This is a genomic window from Pantoea sp. Pa-EAmG (genome assembly GCF_030024295.1).
In the GTDB taxonomy this organism is placed as follows: domain Bacteria; phylum Pseudomonadota; class Gammaproteobacteria; order Enterobacterales; family Enterobacteriaceae; genus Pantoea; species Pantoea dispersa.
This window is the reverse complement of record NZ_JASEWO010000078.1, coordinates 1-20,412: the sequence shown is the minus strand read 5'-3', so window position 1 is coordinate 20,412 and position 20,412 is coordinate 1. Positions and strand designations below refer to the sequence as shown.

The 20,412-nt window shown below is 60.3% G+C and carries 21 protein-coding genes; 18 read left to right on the top strand and 3 right to left on the bottom strand.

The window, feature by feature from the left end; translation table 11 throughout:
• Nucleotide 1: 1 nt before the first annotated feature.
• From QMM04_RS12210 to mlaA, 8 genes are read left to right on the top strand one after another with little or no spacing between them, the layout of a single operon-like run.
• Complete coding sequence (locus QMM04_RS12210) at nucleotides 2-742, top strand: heme ABC transporter permease (protein WP_031280027.1); 741 nt, start codon at nucleotides 2-4, stop codon at nucleotides 740-742.
• The gene (gene ccmD / locus QMM04_RS12205; RefSeq protein ID WP_031280028.1) at nucleotides 739-972 is read left to right on the top strand and encodes a heme exporter protein CcmD; all 234 of its coding nucleotides are present in this window, start codon (nucleotides 739-741) and stop codon (nucleotides 970-972) included. The genes QMM04_RS12210 and ccmD overlap by 4 nt, the downstream gene beginning before the upstream one ends.
• Nucleotides 969-1,454: a cytochrome c maturation protein CcmE gene (gene ccmE / locus QMM04_RS12200; protein ID WP_021509145.1), complete on the top strand. Its 486-nt coding sequence runs from the start codon at nucleotides 969-971 to the stop codon at nucleotides 1,452-1,454. The genes ccmD and ccmE overlap by 4 nt, the downstream gene beginning before the upstream one ends.
• Entirely contained in the window at nucleotides 1,451-3,409 is a 1,959-nt protein-coding gene (locus tag QMM04_RS12195; RefSeq protein WP_282996258.1) for a heme lyase CcmF/NrfE family subunit, read from the top strand. The genes ccmE and QMM04_RS12195 overlap by 4 nt, the downstream gene beginning before the upstream one ends.
• On the top strand, nucleotides 3,406-3,963 hold the full coding sequence (locus QMM04_RS12190; protein ID WP_021509147.1) for a DsbE family thiol:disulfide interchange protein: 558 nt from the start codon (nucleotides 3,406-3,408) through the stop codon (nucleotides 3,961-3,963). Before QMM04_RS12195 ends, QMM04_RS12190 begins: the two co-directional genes overlap by 4 nt.
• Nucleotides 3,960-4,415, top strand: a complete 456-nt coding sequence (locus QMM04_RS12185) for a cytochrome c-type biogenesis protein (protein WP_021509148.1) — start codon at nucleotides 3,960-3,962, stop codon at nucleotides 4,413-4,415. Before QMM04_RS12190 ends, QMM04_RS12185 begins: the two co-directional genes overlap by 4 nt.
• Nucleotides 4,415-5,626 (top strand): c-type cytochrome biogenesis protein CcmI, encoded by a 1,212-nt coding sequence (gene ccmI / locus QMM04_RS12180; protein ID WP_282996257.1) that lies wholly within the window; start codon nucleotides 4,415-4,417, stop codon nucleotides 5,624-5,626. The genes QMM04_RS12185 and ccmI overlap by 1 nt, the downstream gene beginning before the upstream one ends.
• Nucleotides 5,627-5,661: 35 nt before the next feature.
• A complete protein-coding gene (gene mlaA, locus QMM04_RS12175; protein ID WP_021509150.1) occupies nucleotides 5,662-6,429 on the top strand; it encodes a phospholipid-binding lipoprotein MlaA in 768 nt (255 codons plus the stop codon).
• A 71-nt stretch (nucleotides 6,430-6,500) separates the two neighbouring features.
• On the opposite strand, the gene fadL is transcribed toward mlaA, so the two are convergent.
• On the bottom strand, nucleotides 6,501-7,784 hold the full coding sequence (gene fadL / locus QMM04_RS12170; protein ID WP_021509151.1) for a long-chain fatty acid transporter FadL: 1,284 nt from the start codon (nucleotides 7,782-7,784) through the stop codon (nucleotides 6,501-6,503).
• A 359-nt stretch (nucleotides 7,785-8,143) separates the two neighbouring features.
• On the opposite strand from fadL, the gene QMM04_RS12165 reads away from it, so the two are divergent.
• The 4 genes from QMM04_RS12165 (at nucleotide 8,144) to sixA (ending at nucleotide 12,726) form a co-directional block, all read left to right on the top strand.
• Entirely contained in the window at nucleotides 8,144-8,440 is a 297-nt protein-coding gene (locus QMM04_RS12165; protein ID WP_185749257.1) for a YfcZ/YiiS family protein, read from the top strand.
• 168 nt (nucleotides 8,441-8,608) lie between these two features.
• Nucleotides 8,609-9,919 (top strand): acetyl-CoA C-acyltransferase FadI, encoded by a 1,311-nt coding sequence (gene fadI / locus QMM04_RS12160; RefSeq protein ID WP_150361567.1) that lies wholly within the window; start codon nucleotides 8,609-8,611, stop codon nucleotides 9,917-9,919.
• Entirely contained in the window at nucleotides 9,919-12,048 is a 2,130-nt protein-coding gene (gene fadJ / locus QMM04_RS12155; RefSeq protein WP_282996256.1) for a fatty acid oxidation complex subunit alpha FadJ, read from the top strand. The genes fadI and fadJ overlap by 1 nt, the downstream gene beginning before the upstream one ends.
• A gap of 195 nt (nucleotides 12,049-12,243) precedes the next feature.
• On the top strand, nucleotides 12,244-12,726 hold the full coding sequence (gene sixA / locus QMM04_RS12150) for a phosphohistidine phosphatase SixA (RefSeq protein WP_021509155.1): 483 nt from the start codon (nucleotides 12,244-12,246) through the stop codon (nucleotides 12,724-12,726).
• A gap of 157 nt (nucleotides 12,727-12,883) precedes the next feature.
• Here sixA and smrB read toward each other — a convergent pair whose 3' ends face one another.
• Complete coding sequence (smrB, locus tag QMM04_RS12145) at nucleotides 12,884-13,432, bottom strand: endonuclease SmrB (protein ID WP_021509156.1); 549 nt, start codon at nucleotides 13,430-13,432, stop codon at nucleotides 12,884-12,886.
• A 153-nt stretch (nucleotides 13,433-13,585) separates the two neighbouring features.
• Here smrB and prmB point away from each other — a divergent pair, with 153 nt between their 5' ends.
• The 6 genes from prmB to QMM04_RS12115 all read left to right on the top strand — a co-directional run bounded on the left by prmB (nucleotide 13,586) and on the right by QMM04_RS12115 (nucleotide 18,217).
• On the top strand, nucleotides 13,586-14,518 hold the full coding sequence (gene prmB / locus QMM04_RS12140) for a 50S ribosomal protein L3 N(5)-glutamine methyltransferase (RefSeq protein ID WP_021509157.1): 933 nt from the start codon (nucleotides 13,586-13,588) through the stop codon (nucleotides 14,516-14,518).
• A gap of 46 nt (nucleotides 14,519-14,564) precedes the next feature.
• A complete protein-coding gene (gene aroC / locus QMM04_RS12135) occupies nucleotides 14,565-15,650 on the top strand; it encodes a chorismate synthase (protein ID WP_282996255.1) in 1,086 nt (361 codons plus the stop codon).
• 8 nt (nucleotides 15,651-15,658) lie between these two features.
• Nucleotides 15,659-16,483, top strand: a complete 825-nt coding sequence (mepA, locus tag QMM04_RS12130; protein WP_058782053.1) for a penicillin-insensitive murein endopeptidase — start codon at nucleotides 15,659-15,661, stop codon at nucleotides 16,481-16,483.
• Nucleotides 16,484-16,492: 9 nt separating this feature from the next.
• Nucleotides 16,493-17,290: a sulfite exporter TauE/SafE family protein gene (locus tag QMM04_RS12125; RefSeq protein WP_058758411.1), complete on the top strand. Its 798-nt coding sequence runs from the start codon at nucleotides 16,493-16,495 to the stop codon at nucleotides 17,288-17,290.
• A gap of 66 nt (nucleotides 17,291-17,356) precedes the next feature.
• Complete coding sequence (locus tag QMM04_RS12120) at nucleotides 17,357-17,902, top strand: elongation factor P hydroxylase (RefSeq protein ID WP_021509161.1); 546 nt, start codon at nucleotides 17,357-17,359, stop codon at nucleotides 17,900-17,902.
• 33 nt (nucleotides 17,903-17,935) lie between these two features.
• A complete protein-coding gene (locus QMM04_RS12115) occupies nucleotides 17,936-18,217 on the top strand; it encodes a YfcL family protein (RefSeq protein ID WP_010617478.1) in 282 nt (93 codons plus the stop codon).
• Between the two features lie 29 nt (nucleotides 18,218-18,246).
• Here the strand turns inward: QMM04_RS12115 and mnmC are convergent, their stop codons facing one another.
• Nucleotides 18,247-20,259, bottom strand: a complete 2,013-nt coding sequence (mnmC, locus tag QMM04_RS12110; protein ID WP_282996254.1) for a bifunctional tRNA (5-methylaminomethyl-2-thiouridine)(34)-methyltransferase MnmD/FAD-dependent 5-carboxymethylaminomethyl-2-thiouridine(34) oxidoreductase MnmC — start codon at nucleotides 20,257-20,259, stop codon at nucleotides 18,247-18,249.
• Nucleotides 20,260-20,412: the final 153 nt, after the last annotated feature.

The following is a 20,412-nucleotide window of genomic DNA, read 5'->3' as shown; positions in this document are numbered from 1 at the left end:
AATGTGGAAATGGTTACACCAGTGGGCAAAGCCTGAGCGGCTTTACCAGCTATGCGGTCGCTTGATTCCCTGGTTCGCAGTCCTGGGCGTCGGCGCGCTGCTGCTCGGCTGGATTTGGGGATTCGGCTTTGCGCCGGCGGATTATCAACAGGGCAACAGCTTCCGCATCATGTACATTCACGTGCCGGCGGCGATGTGGTCGATGGGCGTCTATGCCTCGATGGCCATCGCCGCCTTCATCGGTCTGGTGTGGCAGATGAAAATGGCCGATCTGGCGGCTGCGGCGATGGCGCCAGTTGGGGCGGTATTTACCTTTATCGCACTGGTGACCGGCTCGGCGTGGGGCAAGCCGATGTGGGGCACCTGGTGGATTTGGGATGCGCGTCTGACTTCTGAACTGGTGCTGCTGTTCCTCTATATGGGCGTGATTGCGCTCTATCACTCTTTCGACGATCGCCGCACCGCCGGACGCGCGGCCGGCATCCTGATTCTGGTCGGCGTGGTTAACCTGCCGATTATTCACTTCTCCGTGCAGTGGTGGAACACGCTGCATCAGGGCTCGTCGGGCATTCTGCAACAGGCGATCGATCCCAGCATGCGCACGCCGCTGCGCTGGTCGATTCTCGGCTATCTGCTGGTGTTTGGTGCGCTCACCCTGATGCGTCTGCGCAACCTGATTCTGTTTACCGAGCGTCACCGCCCGTGGGCGATTGACGTGGCGCAGGGAGGACGCAAAGCATGACGCCTGCCTTCTCATCGTGGAGCGAGTTTTTCGCCATGGGCGGCTATGCCTTTTACGTCTGGCTGGCGGTGTGTTTTACGCTGATTCCGCTAATCGGTCTGGTGCTGCACACCGTGTTGTTCCGTCGCCGCCTGCTGGCAGAGATTCGCCAGCGTCAGTCCCGCGAGCGCCGCATCCGCGCGGCAAAAGCTAAACAAGCTGCCAGTGAAGCAGCAGGAGAGTCCGTGTGAATATCCGTCGTCGTAACCGCCTGTATGTGGTGGTGGCGGTGCTGGTGGGCTTAGGCCTTGCCACGTCGCTGGTGATGTACGCGCTGCGTTCCAACATCGACCTGTTCTACACCCCGAGTGAAATTCTCTACGGCAAAGGTGAGGATCACCAGAAGCCGGAGGCCGGACAGCGCCTGCGCGTCGGCGGCATGGTGATGCCCGGTAGCGTCAAACGCGATCCGAAAACGCTGGCGGTGTCGTTCAAACTGTATGATGCCAACGGCGTAGTCAGCGTCAGCTACGAAGGCATTCTGCCGGATCTGTTCCGTGAAGGGCAGGGCGTGGTGGCGCAGGGCGTGCTGGAAGACGGCAATCTGGTCAACGCCAAAGAGGTGCTGGCGAAGCACGATGAGAAGTACACGCCGCCGGAAATTCAGGACGCAATGAAGAAGAATCATAACGGACCGGCAGCGGCCTATCAGCAGGCGGGTACGCAATCATGATGCCGGAAATTGGCAGCTTTCTGCTGTGTCTGGCGCTGGGCTTAGCGCTGCTATTAAGTATTTATCCGCTGTGGGGCGCGGCGCGTCAGGATGGCCGGCTGATGGCGCTGGCGCGTCCGCTCACCTGGGGCATGTTCCTGTGCATCGCTGCCGCGTTCCTCGTGCTGGTGCACGCGTTTGTGGTCAACGATTTTACCGTCGGCTACGTTGCCACCAACTCCAATTCGCTGCTGCCGGTGTATTACCGCATCGCCGCCACCTGGGGCGCGCATGAAGGATCGCTGCTGCTGTGGGTGCTGCTGCTCAGCACCTGGACATTAGCGGTAGCGATTTTCAGCCGCGGCATGCCGCAGGATGCGCTGGCGCGCGTGCTGGCGGTGATGGGGATGATCAACCTCGGCTTCCTGTTGTTCATCATCCTCACCTCGAATCCGTTTACCCGCACGCTGCCGAACTTTCCGATTGATGGGCGCGACCTCAACCCGATGCTGCAGGATATCGGGCTGATCTTCCATCCGCCGCTGCTCTATATGGGCTATGTTGGCTTCTCGGTGGCGTTTGCCTTTGCCATTGCGTCGCTGATGGCTGGCCGGCTGGATACCGCCTGGGCGCGCTGGTCACGTCCGTGGACCACCGCGGCATGGGTATTTCTGACTATTGGTATCGTGCTCGGTTCCGCGTGGGCGTATTACGAACTCGGCTGGGGCGGCTGGTGGTTCTGGGATCCGGTCGAAAACGCCTCCTTTATGCCGTGGCTGGCCGGTACTGCGCTGATGCACTCATTGGCGGTGACAGAAAAGCGCGGCAGCTTTAAGTCATGGACGGTGCTGCTGGCGATTACCGCGTTCTCATTAAGCCTGCTGGGTACCTTCCTGGTGCGTTCCGGCGTGCTGGTGTCGGTGCACTCGTTCGCCTCGGATCCGGCGCGCGGTATGTTTATCCTCGCCTTCCTGGTGATTGTCATTGGCAGTTCGCTGCTGCTGTACGCCCTGAAAGGGGGCCAGGTGCGTAGCCGCGTGCAAAGCGAAGCCTGGTCGCGCGAATCCTTCCTGCTCGGCAACAACGTGCTGCTGATTGCCGCAATGCTGGTGGTGCTGCTCGGTACGCTGCTGCCGCTGGTGCATAAACAGCTCGGGCTGGGCAGCATTTCGGTTGGCGAGCCGTTCTTCAATACCATGTTCACCTGGCTGATGGCGCCGTTCGCGCTGATGCTCGGCATCGGGCCGCTGGTGCGCTGGCGCCGTGATGAGCCGCAAAAGCTGTGGAAGCGGCTCGGCGTGGGGCTGCTGGTGACGCTGATTTTGTCGATCGTGCTGCCGTGGCTGCTGCAGGATCGCATCGAAGCGATGACGGTGATTGGCCTGCTGATGGCCATCTGGGTGATCCTGCTGACGCTGATGGAGCTGCACGAACGCGCTACCCATCGGCATCGTTTTCTGGCGGGATTGCGCCATCTGTCGCGCAGCCACTGGGGCATGGTGCTGGGCCATCTTGGCGTGGCGGTGACGGTGGTGGGCATTGCCTTTAGCACCCAATACAGCGTTGAGCGTGACGTACGCATGAAGGCCGGCGACAGCGTGGATATCCACAACTATCACTTTATTTTCCGCGATGTGCACAATTTGCAGGGCCCCAACTACAGCGGCGGCGTGGCGATTATCGATGTCACACGCAACGGTAAGCCAGAAGCGGTGCTGTATGCAGAGAAGCGCTTCTATACCGCAGCGCGTACCATGATGACGGAAGCGGCGATCAGCGGCGGCTTCACGCGCGATCTCTACGCGGCGCTGGGCGAAGAGCTGGATGACGGTTCCTGGGCGGTGCGTATTTATTACAAACCCTTTGTGCGCTGGATCTGGTTCGGCGGCGTGTTTATGGCGGTGGGCGGCCTGCTGTGCCTGCTCGATCCGCGCTACCGCTCGCGCAAAAAAGCGCAGCGCGAGGAACTGGCATGAATAAAAAGATCCTGTTTATTCCTTTAGTCCTGTTTCTGCTGCTGGCGGCGGCGCTGCTGTGGCAGCTGACGCGCAACGCCAGCGGTGACGATCCTACGCGCCTCGAATCGGCGCTGATCGGTAAACCGGTGCCGGTGTTTAAACTCGAAGCGCTGGATCAGCCAGGTAAAATCTATAACCAGCAGGTGCTGACCGATGGCAAACCGCTGCTGCTGAATGTCTGGGCCACCTGGTGTCCGACCTGCCGCGCCGAACATCAATATCTCAACACGCTGGCGGAGCAGGGCATTCGCGTGGTTGGCCTCAATTACAAAGACGACCGCAGCAAAGCCGTCACCTGGCTTAACACGCTCGGCAATCCGTATGCGCTGAGCCTGTATGACGGCGACGGCATGCTCGGTCTGGATCTCGGCGTCTACGGCGCGCCGGAGACCTTCCTGATTGATGGCCACGGCATTATCCGCTACCGCCACGCCGGCGACATGAACGACCGGGTGTGGAATGAAGAGCTGAAGCCGCTGTGGCAGAAATACAGCAAGGAGGCCGGCGTATGAAGCAACTGCTTATGTTGCTCGCGGGTCTGCTGCTGAGCACCAGCCTGTGGGCCGCGATCGATACTTATCAGTTCGATTCGGTCCAGCAGGAGGAGCAGTATCGCGAGCTCACCGCATCGCTGCGCTGCCCGAAGTGCCAGAACAACAGTATTGCCGACTCCAACGCGATGATTGCCGCCGACATGCGGCTGAAAGTGTATGAGCTGATGAAGCAGGGCCAGAGCCGCCAGCAGATCATTGATTACATGGTGGCGCGTTATGGCAACTTCGTCACTTATGAACCGCCGGTGACGCCGTCGACGCTGATTCTGTGGGTCGGACCGGCACTGTTTGTGGTGCTCGGTGGGCTGATTATTATTCTGCGCAGCCGACGCGGCAACGCGCGCAGCGAGCTGGATGACGATGAACAACAGCGCCTTGCGGCGATTCTGAAGCGTGACGGGAAGCCGTAATGACTGGATTCTGGATTACCCTGATTATTTTACTGGCGGCGGCGACGGCGCTGTTTGTCGGTGCCGGCTGGCGGCAGCGTCAGGCCAGCAGCGGCGATCGCGATCGTCTCAATACCGATTTTTATCAGCAGCGCCTGCGCGAGCTGGAGCATGATGAAGCCGAGGGCGTGGTCAGCGAACGTCCGGAGATGGTGCGTGAACTGCAGCAAACGCTGCTGACCGACGTGCCCGGCGACGCGGCGGCACGCGCGCATCACAGCAGCCGCTGGGTACTGCTGCCGGGTGTGATCGTCCTGGTGCTGGTGTCGGTGGGCGTTTATCTGAAAACCGGTGGCCTCACCCAGCTGGCGGGCTGGCAGAGCGTGCAGCAGGAGTACCCGGCGCTGCGCGCCCGGGTGATGGATCCCAATGCGCAGCCGCTGACCATGGAAGAGCTGGCGCGTCTGCAGCTCGGCCTGCGCACCTCGCTGCAAAACGATCCGCAAAACCTCAATGACTGGGCGATGCTGGGTCGCCTCGGCATGGTGCTGAACAACGCCACCGATGCCAGCCAGGCCTTTGAGCACGCTTTGCAGCTGGCGCCGGACAACCTTGAACTGCAGCAGGATTATGCCGAAGTGCTGACGCGCTCCAGCGATCCGCAGGATAACCGCCAGGCCAATATGCTGCTGAAAGACCTGCTGAAGCGCGACCACAGCAACGTGCGCACCCTCAGTCTGCTAGCGTTCAATGCCTTTGAGCAGCAACAGTATGGCGAAGCGATTGGCGCGTGGCAGGTGATGCTGAAGCTGCTGCCGGCCGGCGATCGACGCATTACCATGATAGAGCGCAGCATTGAACAAGCGAAAACCGACGCGGGACAGCAAAATAGCCAGCTGGCATTGACGGTGAGCTTAACGCCAGAGGCAGAAAAAATGTTACCGCCGGGCGGAGTGTTGTATATTTCTGTGTCTGACGGTGTTTCACCGGTGCCTGTGGCTGTAAAGCGTTTACCGCTCAGCCACTTCCCGCTATCGCTTACGCTGGATGACAGCAACGCCATGATGCCGGATCGCCTGCTTTCGGCGCAGCATCAGGTGCAGGTCAGGGTGCGCATTTCGCGCGATGGTAGTGCTAATCCGCAGTCCGGCGACTGGTTTGGTTTAAGCGCGGTCACCCCCTGGGATGGTCACCAGCCGATGGCTGTTGAGGTCAATCAGCAGCAGCCCTGAAGCGATACACCTTTTATCTGCACAGGGAGAGAAGAATGAATAATCGCCTGACCGGCCTGGCGCTGGCCAGTTTACTGCTGGTGGGATGTGCCAGTTCCAAACCGGCCGACGAGACGACGCCTGCGCAGCGCAGCGATCCGCTCGAAGGGTTCAACCGCACGATGTTTAACTTCAACTACAACGTGCTGGATCCCTATGTGGTGCGTCCGGTGGCGGTTGCCTGGCGTGATTACGTGCCGGTGCCGGCCCGTACCGGGCTGAGCAACTTCCTCGGTAACCTTGATGAACCGGCCAGCATGGTAAACTCGATTCTGGTCGGCGAGCCGCGTCAGGCGGGCATTCACTTTACCCGTTTCTTCCTGAACACCGTGCTCGGCCTCGGCGGTTTCATCGATGTCGCCGGCAAAGCCAATCCCCAGCTGGCGCGTGAAGTGCCGCACCACTTTGGCAGCACGCTGGGCCGTTATGGCGTTGGCTACGGTCCGTACGTGGTGCTGCCAGGTTACGGCAGCTTTACCGTGCGTCAGGATGGCGGCGACTACGTCGATACGCTTTATCCGGTGCTGAGCTGGCTTACCTGGCCGATGTCGATCGGTAAATGGACGCTGGAAGGGGTGGAAACGCGCGCGCAGCTGCTTGATTCCGACGGCCTGCTCAGACAGCAGCAGGATCCGTACGCCTTTATCCGCAACGCCTATTTCCAGCGTAACGATTTCCTCGCCAGCGGCGGCAAGCTGAAGCCGGAGGAGAATCCGAACGCCAGCGCGATTCAGGACGATTTAAAAGATATCGACTCTCAATAAATGACAACGGCGACCAACAGGTCGCCGTTTTGTTTTCAGCTGGCGACCCGCATGGGCCGCTGCACTGATTATCAGAACTTGTAGTTGAAGTTAGCGCCGTACAGCCAGGCCTTACCTTCGGAATTAAAGGTATAAGGACCTTCTTTCACCGTCACGTGCTGACCGTGCATATAGGAAACCCCGACATCCACCGACGCATCCGGCGTGAAGGCGTAAGACGCACCGGCGCTCAGCCACAGGCGATCCTGATCCGGAATCGAGATGGAGCGTTTATCCGCCGGCACCGGGCTGTCATCAAACGCGATACCGGTACGGAACGTCCAGTTATCGTCGTAGTTGTAAGTGGTACCTAACGCGATGCGATATGCATCACGGTAGCCTTCATCTTTATAGAACAGCGTCTGGCCGTTGCTGCCGGTGGCTTTCAGCTCCTGGAACTGGCTCCAGCTGGTATAGGCGAGGCTGTAGTGCACCGCCCACTGTGGCGCCACTTTATGCCAGCCGGACACTTCCCACATTTCCGGCAGGTTCAGCGTCAGCGAACCCGGAATGGTGGCGCCGCTGGTACCATACGGCAGACCCAGCGCAATCGCCTGCGGCGTGCCGTTGAAGGCGCGCGGGATATTGCTCTTATAGTCGCCGTCGAAATCGATCTTCACTTTGGAACGATAGGTGAAGCCGAAGCGGTTGTTTTTATCCACTTCATACAGGATACCGGCGTTCCAGCCGTAGCCCCATTCGTCACCTTTCAGGTGCGCGACCTGGGTATCGGCCGGCAGACCGGCGCGGGCACCGGCTTCACCGGCGTAGCGCTCAATTTTCGCTTTGGCGTACACCGCGTCAAAGCCGACGCCGAAGCTGAAGTTATCATTTAAACGATAAGCGGTGCTGAGGTTGAAGTTGCCGGTCATCAGATCGGTTTTGCCACCGAAGCCGCCCGCGGTGTAGCCGTTATTAAATTCGGTGGCCAGACCGTAGTTCGAGGTGGCCGAGGCGCCAATCCACCACTGATCGTTAATCGGATGCACATAATGGATGTTCGGGATCCACTGGTTTGGCGCAATATTGCTGGCGTTGAGGCTGTTGCCGGTCGGGCTGTTACCGCTGATATCCACTTCCGGGTCGATATAGACGGCACCGATAGAGAAAGAAGGGCGGTCCATCAGGGCCATGGTGGCTGGGTTACGGCTGGCAGAGGCGGCGGTATCACCCATGGCGCCTTCACCGGAATAGGCGCGGCCCAGGCCGATTGCTGAGAATTCGTTAAGTTGAAAGCCTGCGGCGTAGACGTGAGAAGAGACGAGCGCCACTGCAGCTGCCACAGCTGACTTTGCAAACAGGTTCTTATGGTTCATGACCACAACCTCATCTAGATTTATTATTAAACGTTGTTACGTCGCGTAACAAAGGACGGCGGATTGTAGGGACTGACGACAAAGACACATATCAGACCAGTGCGACGAGTATAGGTCCGACCTGTGTATTTGTTGCAATATTGTTTTTAAAATATTTCTGCTTTGATCGATAAAATCAGATCTGCTTAACAAAATCCTTGCGGTTCTGCTCCAGCATAGCGAGTCAAATTTGTTTTGGATCAATTTTTAGTGTGATATTCGTCACTTAGCGGGCGGAAGATAGCCGCGACGTGGCATCCGGCGTACACTTTGCAGCAGAAAATGATCCGATAGTGTTGATTTATCGTCAGGAGAAAAACATGACTGATGCCATTAGAAACTGTAGTGCGAACGAAACGGCAGCCTGCTGCTGCGTTGACGTAGGCACCGTGATGGACAATACCGATTGCAGCGCCAGCTGGTCAGGCGTGTTCGCTGACCGTCAGGCGGCAGAAGCAATGCTGGCCGAGCTGAGCGCCAAAGCGCGCCAGGTCGAGTCCGATCCGTGCGAGATTCATTCGCGCTTTACCAACGAAGCAGACGGCGTGCGCCTGGACGTCGATTTCACCTTTGCCTGCCAGGCCGAAACCCTGATTTTCCAGCTCGGCTTACGTTAATCCCGCCGCTGCCGACCCGCTTTTTCGGCAGCGTTGCCTCTTTTTCGTGTTACTCCTCGCACTTTTTTTCTCCTGTTATTGGCGACTTAGCAACACCTGGTTAACACTGATGATCAGGTCAGACCTGTTTGGCAATGATGCTACGGTCGTAAATTACAGGTGAGTGCAATGAGCAAAGCGCAGCCGCTGCTGACGCGTCAGGGCGAACGTATCGCCATTACCCACGGATTACGCACCCCGTTTGCCCGCCAGGCAAGCGACTTTCACGGCATTCCGGCGCTGGAGCTGGGGCGCATGGTGGTCAGCGAATTAATGGCGCGCAGCGAATTGCCGGTGGAGGTGATCGATCAGCTGGTGTTCGGCCAGGTGGTGCAGATGCCGGAAGCCCCCAATATCGCGCGTGAAATCGTGCTGAGCAGCGGACTGAGCGTGCACACTGATGCCTACAGCGTGAGCCGTGCCTGCGCCACCAGCTTTCAGGCGGTGGCCAACGTGGCGGAAAGCCTGATGGCCGGGACCATCGATGCAGGTATTGCCGGTGGCGCTGACTCCTCCTCGGTGCTGCCGATTGGCGTCAGCAAAACGCTGGCGCGCGCGCTGGTTGATCTCAACAAAGCCCGCACCCTGAGCAAAAAATTACACATCTTACGCCGCCTGCGCCCACGCGATCTGTTGCCGGTGCCGCCGGCCGTGGCGGAATACTCCACCGGTTTACGCATGGGCGACACCGCCGAGCAGATGGCCAAAACGCACGGTATTACGCGTGAGCAGCAGGACGCACTGGCGCTGCGCTCGCACCAGCGTGCCGCGCAGGCCTGGCAATCCGGCGTGCTGGCACAGGAAGTGATGCCGGCGTTTGTGCCGCCGTGGAAAGCACCGATTGAGCAGGACAACAACATTCGCTTTAACGCCAGTGCGGCGGATTATGCAAAGCTGCGTCCGGCGTTTGACCGTCGCCACGGCTCGGTCACCGCGGCCAACAGCACGCCGCTGACCGATGGCGCGGCGGCGCTGATTCTGATGCGCGAAGGGCGCGCGCGTGAGCTGGGCATTACACCGCTCGGTTACCTGCGCAGCTATGCGTTTGCCGCGATTGATGTCTGGCAGGACATGTTGCTCGGACCGGCTTACGCATCACCGCTGGCGCTGGATCGCGCCGGCATTAACCTCGGCGATCTGACGCTGATCGACATGCATGAAGCCTTTGCCGCGCAGACGCTGGCCAACCTCAGGCTGTTTAACGATGAACGCTTTGCGCGCGAGGTGCTGAAGCGCGATCGCGCGCTGGGCGAAGTCGACGAGACGCGTTTCAACGTGCTGGGCGGTTCCATCGCCTACGGTCATCCGTTCGCCGCCACCGGCGCGCGCATGATCACGCAAACGCTGCATGAGCTGCGGCGGCGCGGCGGCGGCTTAGGGCTGGTAACCGCCTGTGCCGCTGGCGGATTAGGCAGCGCGATGGTTCTGGAGGCCGAATAATGAGCGAATCTGCATTCCATTTACAGATGCGTCCGGATCACGTTGCGGTGATCACCATTGATGTGCCGGGCGAAAAGATGAACACCCTGAAAGCGGAGTTTGTGCCGCAAATCCGCGCGGTGCTGGCGGAGGCGCGCAGCGATGCGCAGCTGGCGGGCATCGTGCTGATTTCGGGCAAACGCGACAACTTTGTCGCCGGTGCGGACATCAGCATGATCGCCCGTTGTGAAACGGCGCAGCAGGCTGAAGCGCTGGCGCGGCAGGGACAGGAAGTGATGGCGGAGATCGCCGCGCTGCCGTTCCCGGTGGTCGCCGCCATTCATGGAGCCTGTCTTGGCGGCGGGCTGGAGCTGGCGCTGGCCTGCGATGCGCGCATCTGCTCGCTGGATGAGAAAACCCGTCTCGGCCTGCCAGAGGTGCAGCTCGGCCTGTTGCCCGGTTCCGGCGGCACCCAGCGGTTGCCGCGTCTGATTGGTGTGCAGCAGGCGCTGCCGCTGATCCTCAGCGGCAAACAGCTGCGCGCTAAGCAGGCGCTGAAGCTTGGCCTGGTGGATGATGCGGTGCCGCAGGCGATTCTGCTGGCAACCGCCGTGGCACGTGTCCATAAAGGAAAGCACGCCGCACGCAGCCTGTCGCGCCGCGATCGCCTGCTGCAGGGGCCGCTGGCGCGTCCGCTGCTGTTTACGCTGGCCAAACGCCAGACCGATGGTAAAACCCACGGTAACTATCCGGCCACCGACCGCATTTTGCAGGTGGTGCGCATCGGGCTGGAGCAGGGCAGCGCCGCCGGTCACGCCGCGGAAGCGCGCGCGTTTGGCGAGCTGGCGATGACCGTGCAGTCGGCCGCACTACGCAGCCTGTTTTTTGCTTCCACCGCCCTGAAGAAAGAGCCGATGGCGGATGCGCCGCCGCGCCCGCTGCAGCAGATTGGCGTGCTGGGCGGCGGGCTGATGGGCGGCGGGATTGCCAGCGTCACCGCGCTGAAAGCCGGTCTGCCGGTGCGTATCCGCGATATCAACCTTAACGGCGTTAACCACGCACTGCAGTACAGCTGGGATTTGCTGAGCAAAAAGGTAAAACGGCGCCAGCTCAAGCCGGCGGAACGCCAGCAGCAGATGGCGCGCATCAGCGGCGGCACCGATTATCAGGGCTTCCGCCAGCGCGATCTGGTGATCGAAGCGGTGTTTGAGGATCTGGCGCTGAAGCAGCAAATGGTGGCCGAGATTGAAGAACACTGTCAGTCGCATACCATCTTTGCGTCTAACACCTCCTCGCTGCCGATTGCGCAGATCGCCGCCGGCGCGCAGCGCCCGGAGAATGTTATCGGTCTGCACTTCTTCAGCCCGGTAGACAAGATGCCGCTGGTCGAGGTGATTCCGCATAGCGGCACCTCAGCACAGACGCTGGCCACCACGGTGGATCTGGCGCGTCGTCAGGGCAAAACCGCCGTGGTGGTGGCTGACCGTCCCGGCTTTTATGTTAACCGCATTCTCGCGCCCTATATAAATGAAGCCATGCGCTGTCTGCTGGAGGGCGAGCCCATTGAACACATTGATAGCGCACTGGTGAAATTTGGTTTCCCGGTCGGCCCTCTGCAGCTGCTGGATGAAGTCGGTATTGATGTCGGCAGCAAAATCAGCCCGATTCTCGAACAGGCCTACGGTTCACGCTTCAGCGCGCCGCAGGCGGTGAGCGCTATCCTGGCCGACGATCGCAAAGGGCGCAAAAACCAGAAAGGTTTTTATGATTATCAGCGCACGCGCTGGCCGCGCAAACGTCAGGCCGATGCCAGTCTGTACCGCCTGCTGCAGTTAAAACCCCAGGCGAAACAGAGCGAGCAGCAGATCGCCACGCGCTGCGTGATGCTGATGCTCAACGAGGCGGTACGTTGTCTCGACGAAGCGGTGATCCGCAGCGCCCGCGATGGCGACATCGCGGCAGTGTTTGGCATCGGGTTTCCGCCGTTTCTCGGCGGGCCGTTTCGCTATATTGACCAGCGCGGCGCGGCCGAGATCGTCAATACATTACGTACATTAATGCAGCAATACGGCGAGCGTTTTACGCCCTGTGACGCGTTAGTGGCAATGTCAGAAGGGAAAACGAATTTTTACACTTCTGCACATTCATGAATAGCCGCACGGATTCAGCGGGTTAGAATCGGGGCCGCGCAGTGCCTGGCGCGGCACCATTCTGAGATGTGCTTATTTAATAAACAACCGGTTGACTATACTCAAGCCATTGGGGTAAAACACAGCGTTCATTCGCAGAATGAAGCGTCTGGTGCTGTGGTACCCGACGATATCGACAAACAACAGCGGTGCTTTATGCAAGTTTTTATCATGCGTCACGGCGACGCAGCTCTGGAAGCAGCGAGTGATGCGGTTCGTCCTCTCACCCTGTGTGGCTGCGACGAATCACGTCAGATGGCGAGCTGGCTGAATGGTCAGACGCCGGGAATCGATAAGGTGCTGGTCAGCCCTTATCTGCGCGCCGGGCAAACGCTCGCCACGGTACGTGAAGCGCTGAAACTGCCGGAAGGGCAGGAAGTGCTGCCAGAACTGACGCCAGGCGGCGATCCGGGCATGGTCGCCTGCCATTTACAGGCGCTGGCGGTGCAGGGTGCGCACGCGGTGCTGGTGATTTCGCATCTGCCGCTGGTGGGTTATCTGGTATCTGAACTCTGCCCGCAGGAAGCGCCACCGATGTTCGCCACCTCCGCCATTGCCTGCGTGGAGTTCGATGCCGACGCCTGCGAAGGCAAGCTGGCGTGGCAGGTGAGTCCGGCCAAATTAGCCAAAGCCATGTAATTCCCCGTCATACTTCAGGCCGCAGCGGCGTTGGCTGCGTCAATTCACCCCAGTCACTTACTAATGTAAGCTCCTGGGGATTCATTTCCTTGCCGCCTTGCTGCAACCTGAATTATTTCGGGGAATGATGTGCGCAATGTTCCCTAATCCTGCCCTGTCAGGGTAACTCCGGCGGCTGCCACTCTTCGACTTCAATCAATACCAGCAGCGCGGCGTCGCCGCCAAACAGTTTGGGTGCCTGGTGAAACGCCATCACGTGCGGATGCTGTGCCAGCCACAGCGGGGTTTGCTGCTTGAGAATGTGCTTGCCGTGGCCGGTCATCACGCTGGCACAAAAAATATGCTCGCGGCGGCAGGCGGCAATCAGCGCGCCGAGTTCCTGTTTCGCCTGGAGCTGGGTTAACCCGTGCAGATCGAGAAAAATCTCTGGCGTGTAATCGCCACGCCGTAATTTTTTCAGCTCGTAATGGCTGACGTCGGCGCGTACGTAGCGCGTCGGCCCGTCGCTGGAGAGCAGGGGCTGAAACTCATCGGAGAAATAATGGCTGTTATCGGCCTGCTCAGACAGCAGCCGCTTCAGCGGCACTTCACGGCTTTTCACTGCCGGTTTGTGCACGATCGTATCCTGTTTCAGCTGGCGCGTACCGCTCATTAGCTGGCGGAACAGCGCCTGGTCGTCCTGGCTTAGCGGCGTCTTTTTACTCATGTCTCAGTGAATCATCAGAAATGGCGGGTGTCTGGCCGTTACCTTACCGCTAAGCGTCAACAAATGTCAGCTTTTTCACCTCGCTGCGCTGAATTCTGCCCGGCTTCATGGCACACTATCGGCCGATTGATTTTATGGCCTGCGGAGGGCTACGTGGACAAGATTTTCGTCGATGAGGCAGTGAACGAACTGCACACCATTCAGGATATGCTGCGCTGGGCAGTAAGCCGCTTTTCGGCGGCGGGCATCTGGTACGGCCACGGCACGGACAATCCCTGGGACGAAGCGGTCCAACTGGTGCTGCCGACGCTGTGGCTGCCGCTGGATATTCCGGAAGACATGCGCCACGCGCGCCTGACCGCCAGCGAACGTCACCGCATCGTGGAACGCGTAATCCGTCGCGTTAACGAGCGCATTCCGGTGGCCTACCTCACCAACAAAGCCTGGTTCTGCGGCCATGAATTCTATGTCGATGAGCGCGTGCTGGTGCCGCGTTCACCGATTGGCGAGCTGATCGAAAACCGCTTTGCCGGCCTGATCGACGGCGCGCCGCGCCATATTCTCGACATGTGCACCGGCAGCGGCTGCATCGCCATCGCCTGTGCGTACGCCTTCCCGGAAGCGGAAGTGGATGCCGTGGATATCTCCACCGACGCGCTGGCCGTGGCTGAACAGAATATTGAAGAGCACGGGCTGCTGCATCACGTCACGCCGATTCGCGCCGATCTGTTCCGCAATCTGCCGCAGGTTAAATATGATCTGATCGTCACCAATCCGCCCTACGTCGATGCCGAAGACATGGACGACCTGCCGAACGAATATCGCCACGAGCCGGAGCTCGGTCTGGCCGCGGGCAGCGACGGCCTGAAGCTGGTGCGCCGCATCCTGGCCTGCGCGCCGGACTACCTCAGCGAGCAGGGCGTGCTGATTTGCGAAGTCGGTAACAGCATGGTGCACATGATGGAGCAGTATCCGGACGTGCCTTTTACCTGGCTGGAGTTTGATAACGGCGGTGACGGCGTGTTCATGCTGACGCGCGATCAAATCGTCGCAGCGCAGTCGCACTTCTCATTCTATAAAGACTAAAAATCGGGGCGAGCGCTCGCCCGCAACATCGCAACAAGGAACCCCCATGGCCGGAAACAGCATCGGACAACTTTTTCGCGTTACCACCTTTGGCGAGTCGCACGGTATTGCGCTTGGCTGCATTGTTGATGGTGTGCCGCCCGGCATCCCGCTGACCGAAGCCGATATTCAGCACGATCTTGACCGCCGTCGTCCCGGCACTTCGCGCTATACCACCCAGCGCCGCGAGCCGGATCAGGTGAAGATTTTGTCCGGCGTGTTTGAAGGCGTCACCACCGGCACCTCCATCGGTCTGCTGATTGAAAACACCGACCAGCGTTCGCAGGATTACAGCGCGATTAAAGATCTGTTCCGTCCCGGCCATGCGGATTACACCTACGAACAGAAATATGGCCTGCGCGACTATCGCGGCGGCGGCCGCTCCTCGGCCCGCGAAACCGCCATGCGCGTGGCGGCCGGTGCCATTGCTAAAAAGTATCTGCATATGAAGCACGGCATCGTGGTGCGCGGTTATCTGGCGCAAATTGGCGACATCGCCTGCGAGCTGAAAGACTGGAGTATCGTGGAAGATAACCCGTTTTTCTGCCCCGATGCCGACCAACTCGATGCGCTGGACGAACTGATGCGCGCGCTGAAAAAAGAGGGTGACTCCATCGGTGCCAAAGTCACGGTGATGGCCGAAAACGTGCCGCCGGGCCTCGGTGAGCCAGTGTTCGATCGCCTTGACGCCGATCTGGCGCACGCGCTGATGAGCATCAACGCGGTGAAAGGCGTGGAGATCGGTGATGGTTTCGCGGTAATCAACCAGCGCGGTAGTCAGCACCGTGATGAAATCCGCAGCAATGGTTTTCAAAGCAACCATGCCGGCGGCATTCTCGGCGGGATCAGCAGCGGTCAGACCATCAGCGCCAACCTGGCGATGAAGCCCACTTCCAGCATCACCGTGCCGGGCAACACCATCACCCGCGACGGCGCGGAAGTGGAGATGATCACCAAAGGCCGTCACGATCCCTGTGTTGGCATCCGCGCGGTCCCGATCGCGGAAGCGATGATGGCGATTGTGCTGATGGATCACCTGCTGCGCCAGCGTGGGCAGAACGCTGACGTTAACAGCAGCGTCCCGCGCTGGTAAGCCGCATGATGCGCCGCCTGCTTCTCTCCCTTGCCGCGCTGCTGTGCAGTGCGGCCAGCCTGGCTGCCACCCCGTGGCAGCAAATCCATCAACCGATTGCCGGCAGCCCGCAGTCCATCGGCAGCTTTGCCAACGGCTGTATCGTCGGGGCGCAGCAGCTGCCGCTCAACTCGCCCAACTATCAGGTGATGCGTCAGGATCAGCGCCGCTATTACGGCCACCCGGACCTGATCGCCTTTATCCAGCGCCTCAGCACCCAGACGCATCAGCTGCAGCTGGGCCAGGTGCTGATTGGTGATATGGGCATGGCCGCCGGCGGACGTTTTAGCAGCGGCCACGCCAGCCATCAGACCGGTCTCGACGTGGATATCTGGCTGCAGCTGCCGCAGAGCCGCTGGACGGCACAGCAGCTGCTGAAGCCGCAGCCGCTCGATCTGGTTGGGCCGGACGACCGCCAGGTGATTGCGCGTCACTGGCAGCCGCAGATCGACAGCCTGATCAAGCTGGCGGCGAAAGATGACGACGTCACGCGCATCTTCGTCAATCCGGCAATTAAAAAGCAGCTTTGTGCCGATGCCGGTAACGATCGTGCGTGGCTCAACAAAGTGCGGCCGTGGTTCGCCCACCGGGCACACATGCACGTGCGCCTGCGCTGTCCGCCGGGCAGCCTGGAGTGTGAAGATCAGGCGCCACCGCCGCCGGGCGATGGCTGCGGCGCAGAGCTGGAGAGCTGGTTCCTGCCGAAGAAGCCGGGCACTACGCCGCCGGTGAAGAAGTCGCCGCCGCCGTTGCCGCCTTCCTGCCAGGCGTTACTTGATAAGCATCTACTGTAGGAACCTGAGATGGATCTGTTTGTTGTCAGCCCGGTGGTACTTGGCGTGCTGTTTCTGGTCGCGGTGCTGGCGGCCTTTATTGATTCCATTGCTGGCGGTGGCGGTCTGCTGACCGTGCCGTCGCTGCTGGCGGCCGGTCTTTCGCCGGCGCAGGCGCTGGCGACCAACAAGCTGCAATCGGTCGGCGGCTCCTTCTCGGCCAGCCTCTATTTTGTACGGCGCGGCGCGGTGAAACTGCGCGAGCAGCGGCTGAATATCGCCATGACCTTTCTCGGCGCGATTGGCGGAACGCTGCTGATTCAGCATATTCAGGCTGAGATACTGCGCCAGATACTGCCGCTGCTGCTGATCAGCATCGGGCTGTGGTTCCTGCTGATGCCGCGTCTTGGCGAGGCCGATCGCGAGCAGCGTCTGCACGGCCTGGCGTTTGCGCTGGTGGGCGGCGGCTGCGTCGGCTTTTACGATGGCTTCTTCGGCCCGGGTGCCGGCTCGTTCTATGCGCTGGCCTTCGTCACGCTTTGCGGCTTCAATCTGGCGAAAGCCACCGCCCACGCCAAAATCCTAAATTTCACCTCTAACTTCGCCAGTCTGCTGTTCTTTATGTTCGGCGGCAAGGTGGTGTGGGGCACCGGCGTGATTATGCTGCTGGGGGCGTTTATTGGCGCACGCCTCGGCGCCAGGCTGGTGCTGAGCCGCGGTCAGAAGCTGATTCGCCCGATGGTGGTGACGGTGTCTGCCGTGATGAGCGCTAAGCTGTTGTGGGACAGCCACGGCAGTGTCATTCTCGCCTGGTTTGCCGCACTGTAATCCGCACTCGTCAAAACCGGCCGCCAGTGCGACAATGGCGGCGGTTTGTTTAAAGATTAAAATATTATGAGTAAAGAGCACCATTATCAGCAGCTGGTGGAGATTTTTGACGGCTGCTTTGCTGACGATTTTCAGACGCGTCTAATTAAAGGCGATGATGAACCTATTTATCTTCCAGCGGATGACACCTCACCGTGGCACCGCGTGGTGTTTGCCCATGGCTTTTACGCCAGCGCGCTGCACGAAATTTCGCACTGGTGTATTGCCGGTGAAGCGCGGCGCAAGCTGGTGGATTTTGGTTACTGGTATTGCCCGGACGGGCGCGATGCGCAAACGCAGGGCCAGTTTGAAGCGGTGGAAATTAAGCCGCAGGCGCTGGAGTGGCTGTTCTGTGTGGCAGCCGGCTTTCCCTTTAACGTCAGCTGTGACAATCTCGACGGCGATTGTGAACCGGATCGCATCGCGTTTCAGCGTAAGGTGCATGCACAGGTAATGCATTATCTGCAGCACGGCATTCCGGCGCGTCCGGCGCGCTTTATTGATGCGTTAGCCAGCTATTATGGTACGCCTGCACTGACGGCGGCACAGTTTCCGTGGCCGGAAGATCTGTGAGCCGCACTCCGATAAATGAAGGATGATGAGAAGATGATCGTAGAATTCGAGTCCCGCATTCTGGCGCTGATTGACGATATGGTCGAACACGCCAGCGACGACGAACTGTTTGCCAGCGGTTATCTGCGTGGCCATCTGACGCTGGCAGTAGCGGAAATTGAGCAGAGCGGCGAACACACGCCGGAAGCGCTGCAGATTCAGGTCACCAACAGCCTGCAAAACGCCATCGCCGCCGGTGAGCTGTCGCCGCGCGACCAGGCGCTGGTGGTGGGCATGTGGGATAACCTGTTTACCCAGGCGCGCCTCACTGCCTGACTGGCCGGGGCGATCGCTCGCCCCGCGCTTTAGCGTCCTGCCTTTTTCCCTTTCAGCAATTTGCGCACCCAGTAACGGTTGGGATGCAGCGCCGCCAGCGTGCTGCTGTCCAGCGGCTGCGGCTCGCCACTCATTTGTGCCGCCAGCACTTCTGCTGCCAGCGGCGCGCTGCACAGTCCGCGCGACCCCAGTGCGCCGAGCACGAACAGGCCGGGATGCACCGGCGCTTCCGCAATCTGCTCGCCGCGCGCGCGCTGCGCCGGTAAATCCGCATACTCACTGAGCGTCGCCGCGTAATCCGGCACGCTGCCGCTCATCGGCAGGTGATCGCGCGTGGCGCAGCGCACGCCGCTGCGCGCTTCATCAGCGCTGACGTCAACCTGCGTCGGCCAGCTAACCTGCGGCAGACAGTTAATCAGCCGCTGGCGATTCTCCTGCTGATCGTCGGCGCGGAAAGCGGTTGCCGTCTCACCGCGATGGTAGCTGGCACCGATGCAGTGCGTGGCAAAGTTCGGGCTGACCGGGGTGAGATAGCCGTCATAACACAGCACGGTGCGCAGCGGGTTCAGCGCCGCGTTGGTCGGCACATGGCTGACCTGACCGGCCACCGCATACACCGGCAAATCGCGGCTTTGCCCGATCGCCTGCAGCGCATGGCCGTTGGCCAGCACTACCTGCTGATGGCTTACCGCAGGCTGTTGGGCGAACTGCAGCGTCCAGCCTGCCTGCTGGCGGACCAGCTGCGTCACGCGATGCAGCCAGTGCATGCGCAGCCCCTGAGTCTGGGCATACTCCAGCAGATTGCTGGTGAGCTGCGACGGCGACAGCCAGCCGCCCTGCGGATAGAAAATACCGCCGCAGTCGAGATCGACGCCGGCCAGCTGTTGCGCCTGCTGCGGGCTGACGCCGTGCGCCAGCTCGTGCGGCAGCTCCATGCTCAGCATCTGCGCGATCTTCTCCGCGCTTTTGGCATCCCAGCCGAGCTGCAGCACGCCGCTCCACTGATGTTCGAACATCACCGGCAGCGCATCGTACAGGCGGCGGGCAAAGCTGAATGCCGCCGGGAAAAAAGTGGCGAGCGCCGGATCGTGCTGGTTAAGCAGCGGATAGAGCGCGCCCTGACGATTACCCGATGCGCCGAGCGCCGGGGCGGCATCGGCGCAGTACAGCGTAACCTGCCAGCCACGCCGCAGCAGCGCCAGCGCCAGCACCGCGCTGGCCACGCCGCCGCCAATCAGCGCCACCTCGCGGCTGGTGGCCTGCGGACGCGCATACCACGGCTGAGCCGCTAGCTGCCCGGGGGCGCTGTCCAGCACGCCGGTCAGCATTTCACGCTTGTGGCCGAACCCTTTGCGCTTCGCCACGCTGAACCCGGCCTGCTGTAAGCCCCGCCGCACAAAGCCCGCCGAGGTAAAGGTGGCGAAGGTGCCGCCGGGACGCGCCAGCCGCGCCATGGCGGCGAACAGCGAAGGCGTCCACATCTCCGGATTTTTCGCCGGCGCGAAGCCATCTAAAAACCACGCGTCAACCTGGCCGTTGAGGCTGTCATCAAAAGTATCAATCAGCGCGTTAATATCACCCAGCCACAGATCCAGCGTCACCTCGCCGCCATTGAACAGCAGGCGCTGACAGCCGGGCAGGGCCAGCGGCCACTGCTGCTGTAGCTGTCCGGCCCACGGGGCCAGTTCCGGCCAGCGCGCGTGCGCGCTCACCAGATCGGCGTGGGTCAGCGGGTATTTTTCGCAGCTGATGAAGTGCAGGCGGCGCAAGCCGGCTTGCGGATGGGCGGCGCGGAAGCGATCGAACGCCTGCCACAGGGTAAGAAAGTTGAGTCCGGTGCCAAAACCGCTCTCGGCAACGATGAACAGATCGCGTGGATGTGCGGCAAATCGCTGCGGAAGATGGTTACCGTCGAGGAACACATAGCGCGTCTCCTCCAGTCCGTTGTCGTTGGAGAAATAGACGTCGTCGAACGCTCGGGAAACAGGTGTACCCTGATCGTTCCAGTTTAATTGCGCGTGTTCAACCGGGGATAACTTCACGGGAAAGGCTCATTTTTCAGGCAGTGGCGCGATTTTAGCGAGTGGCGTCACATGACGCAAATTTACAAAAGGAAATGGCTGATCGGACTTGTTCGGCGTACAACTGTAAGCTAGAGTGCACGTCAATCCAAAAGAAGTGGAATGAGGACTATT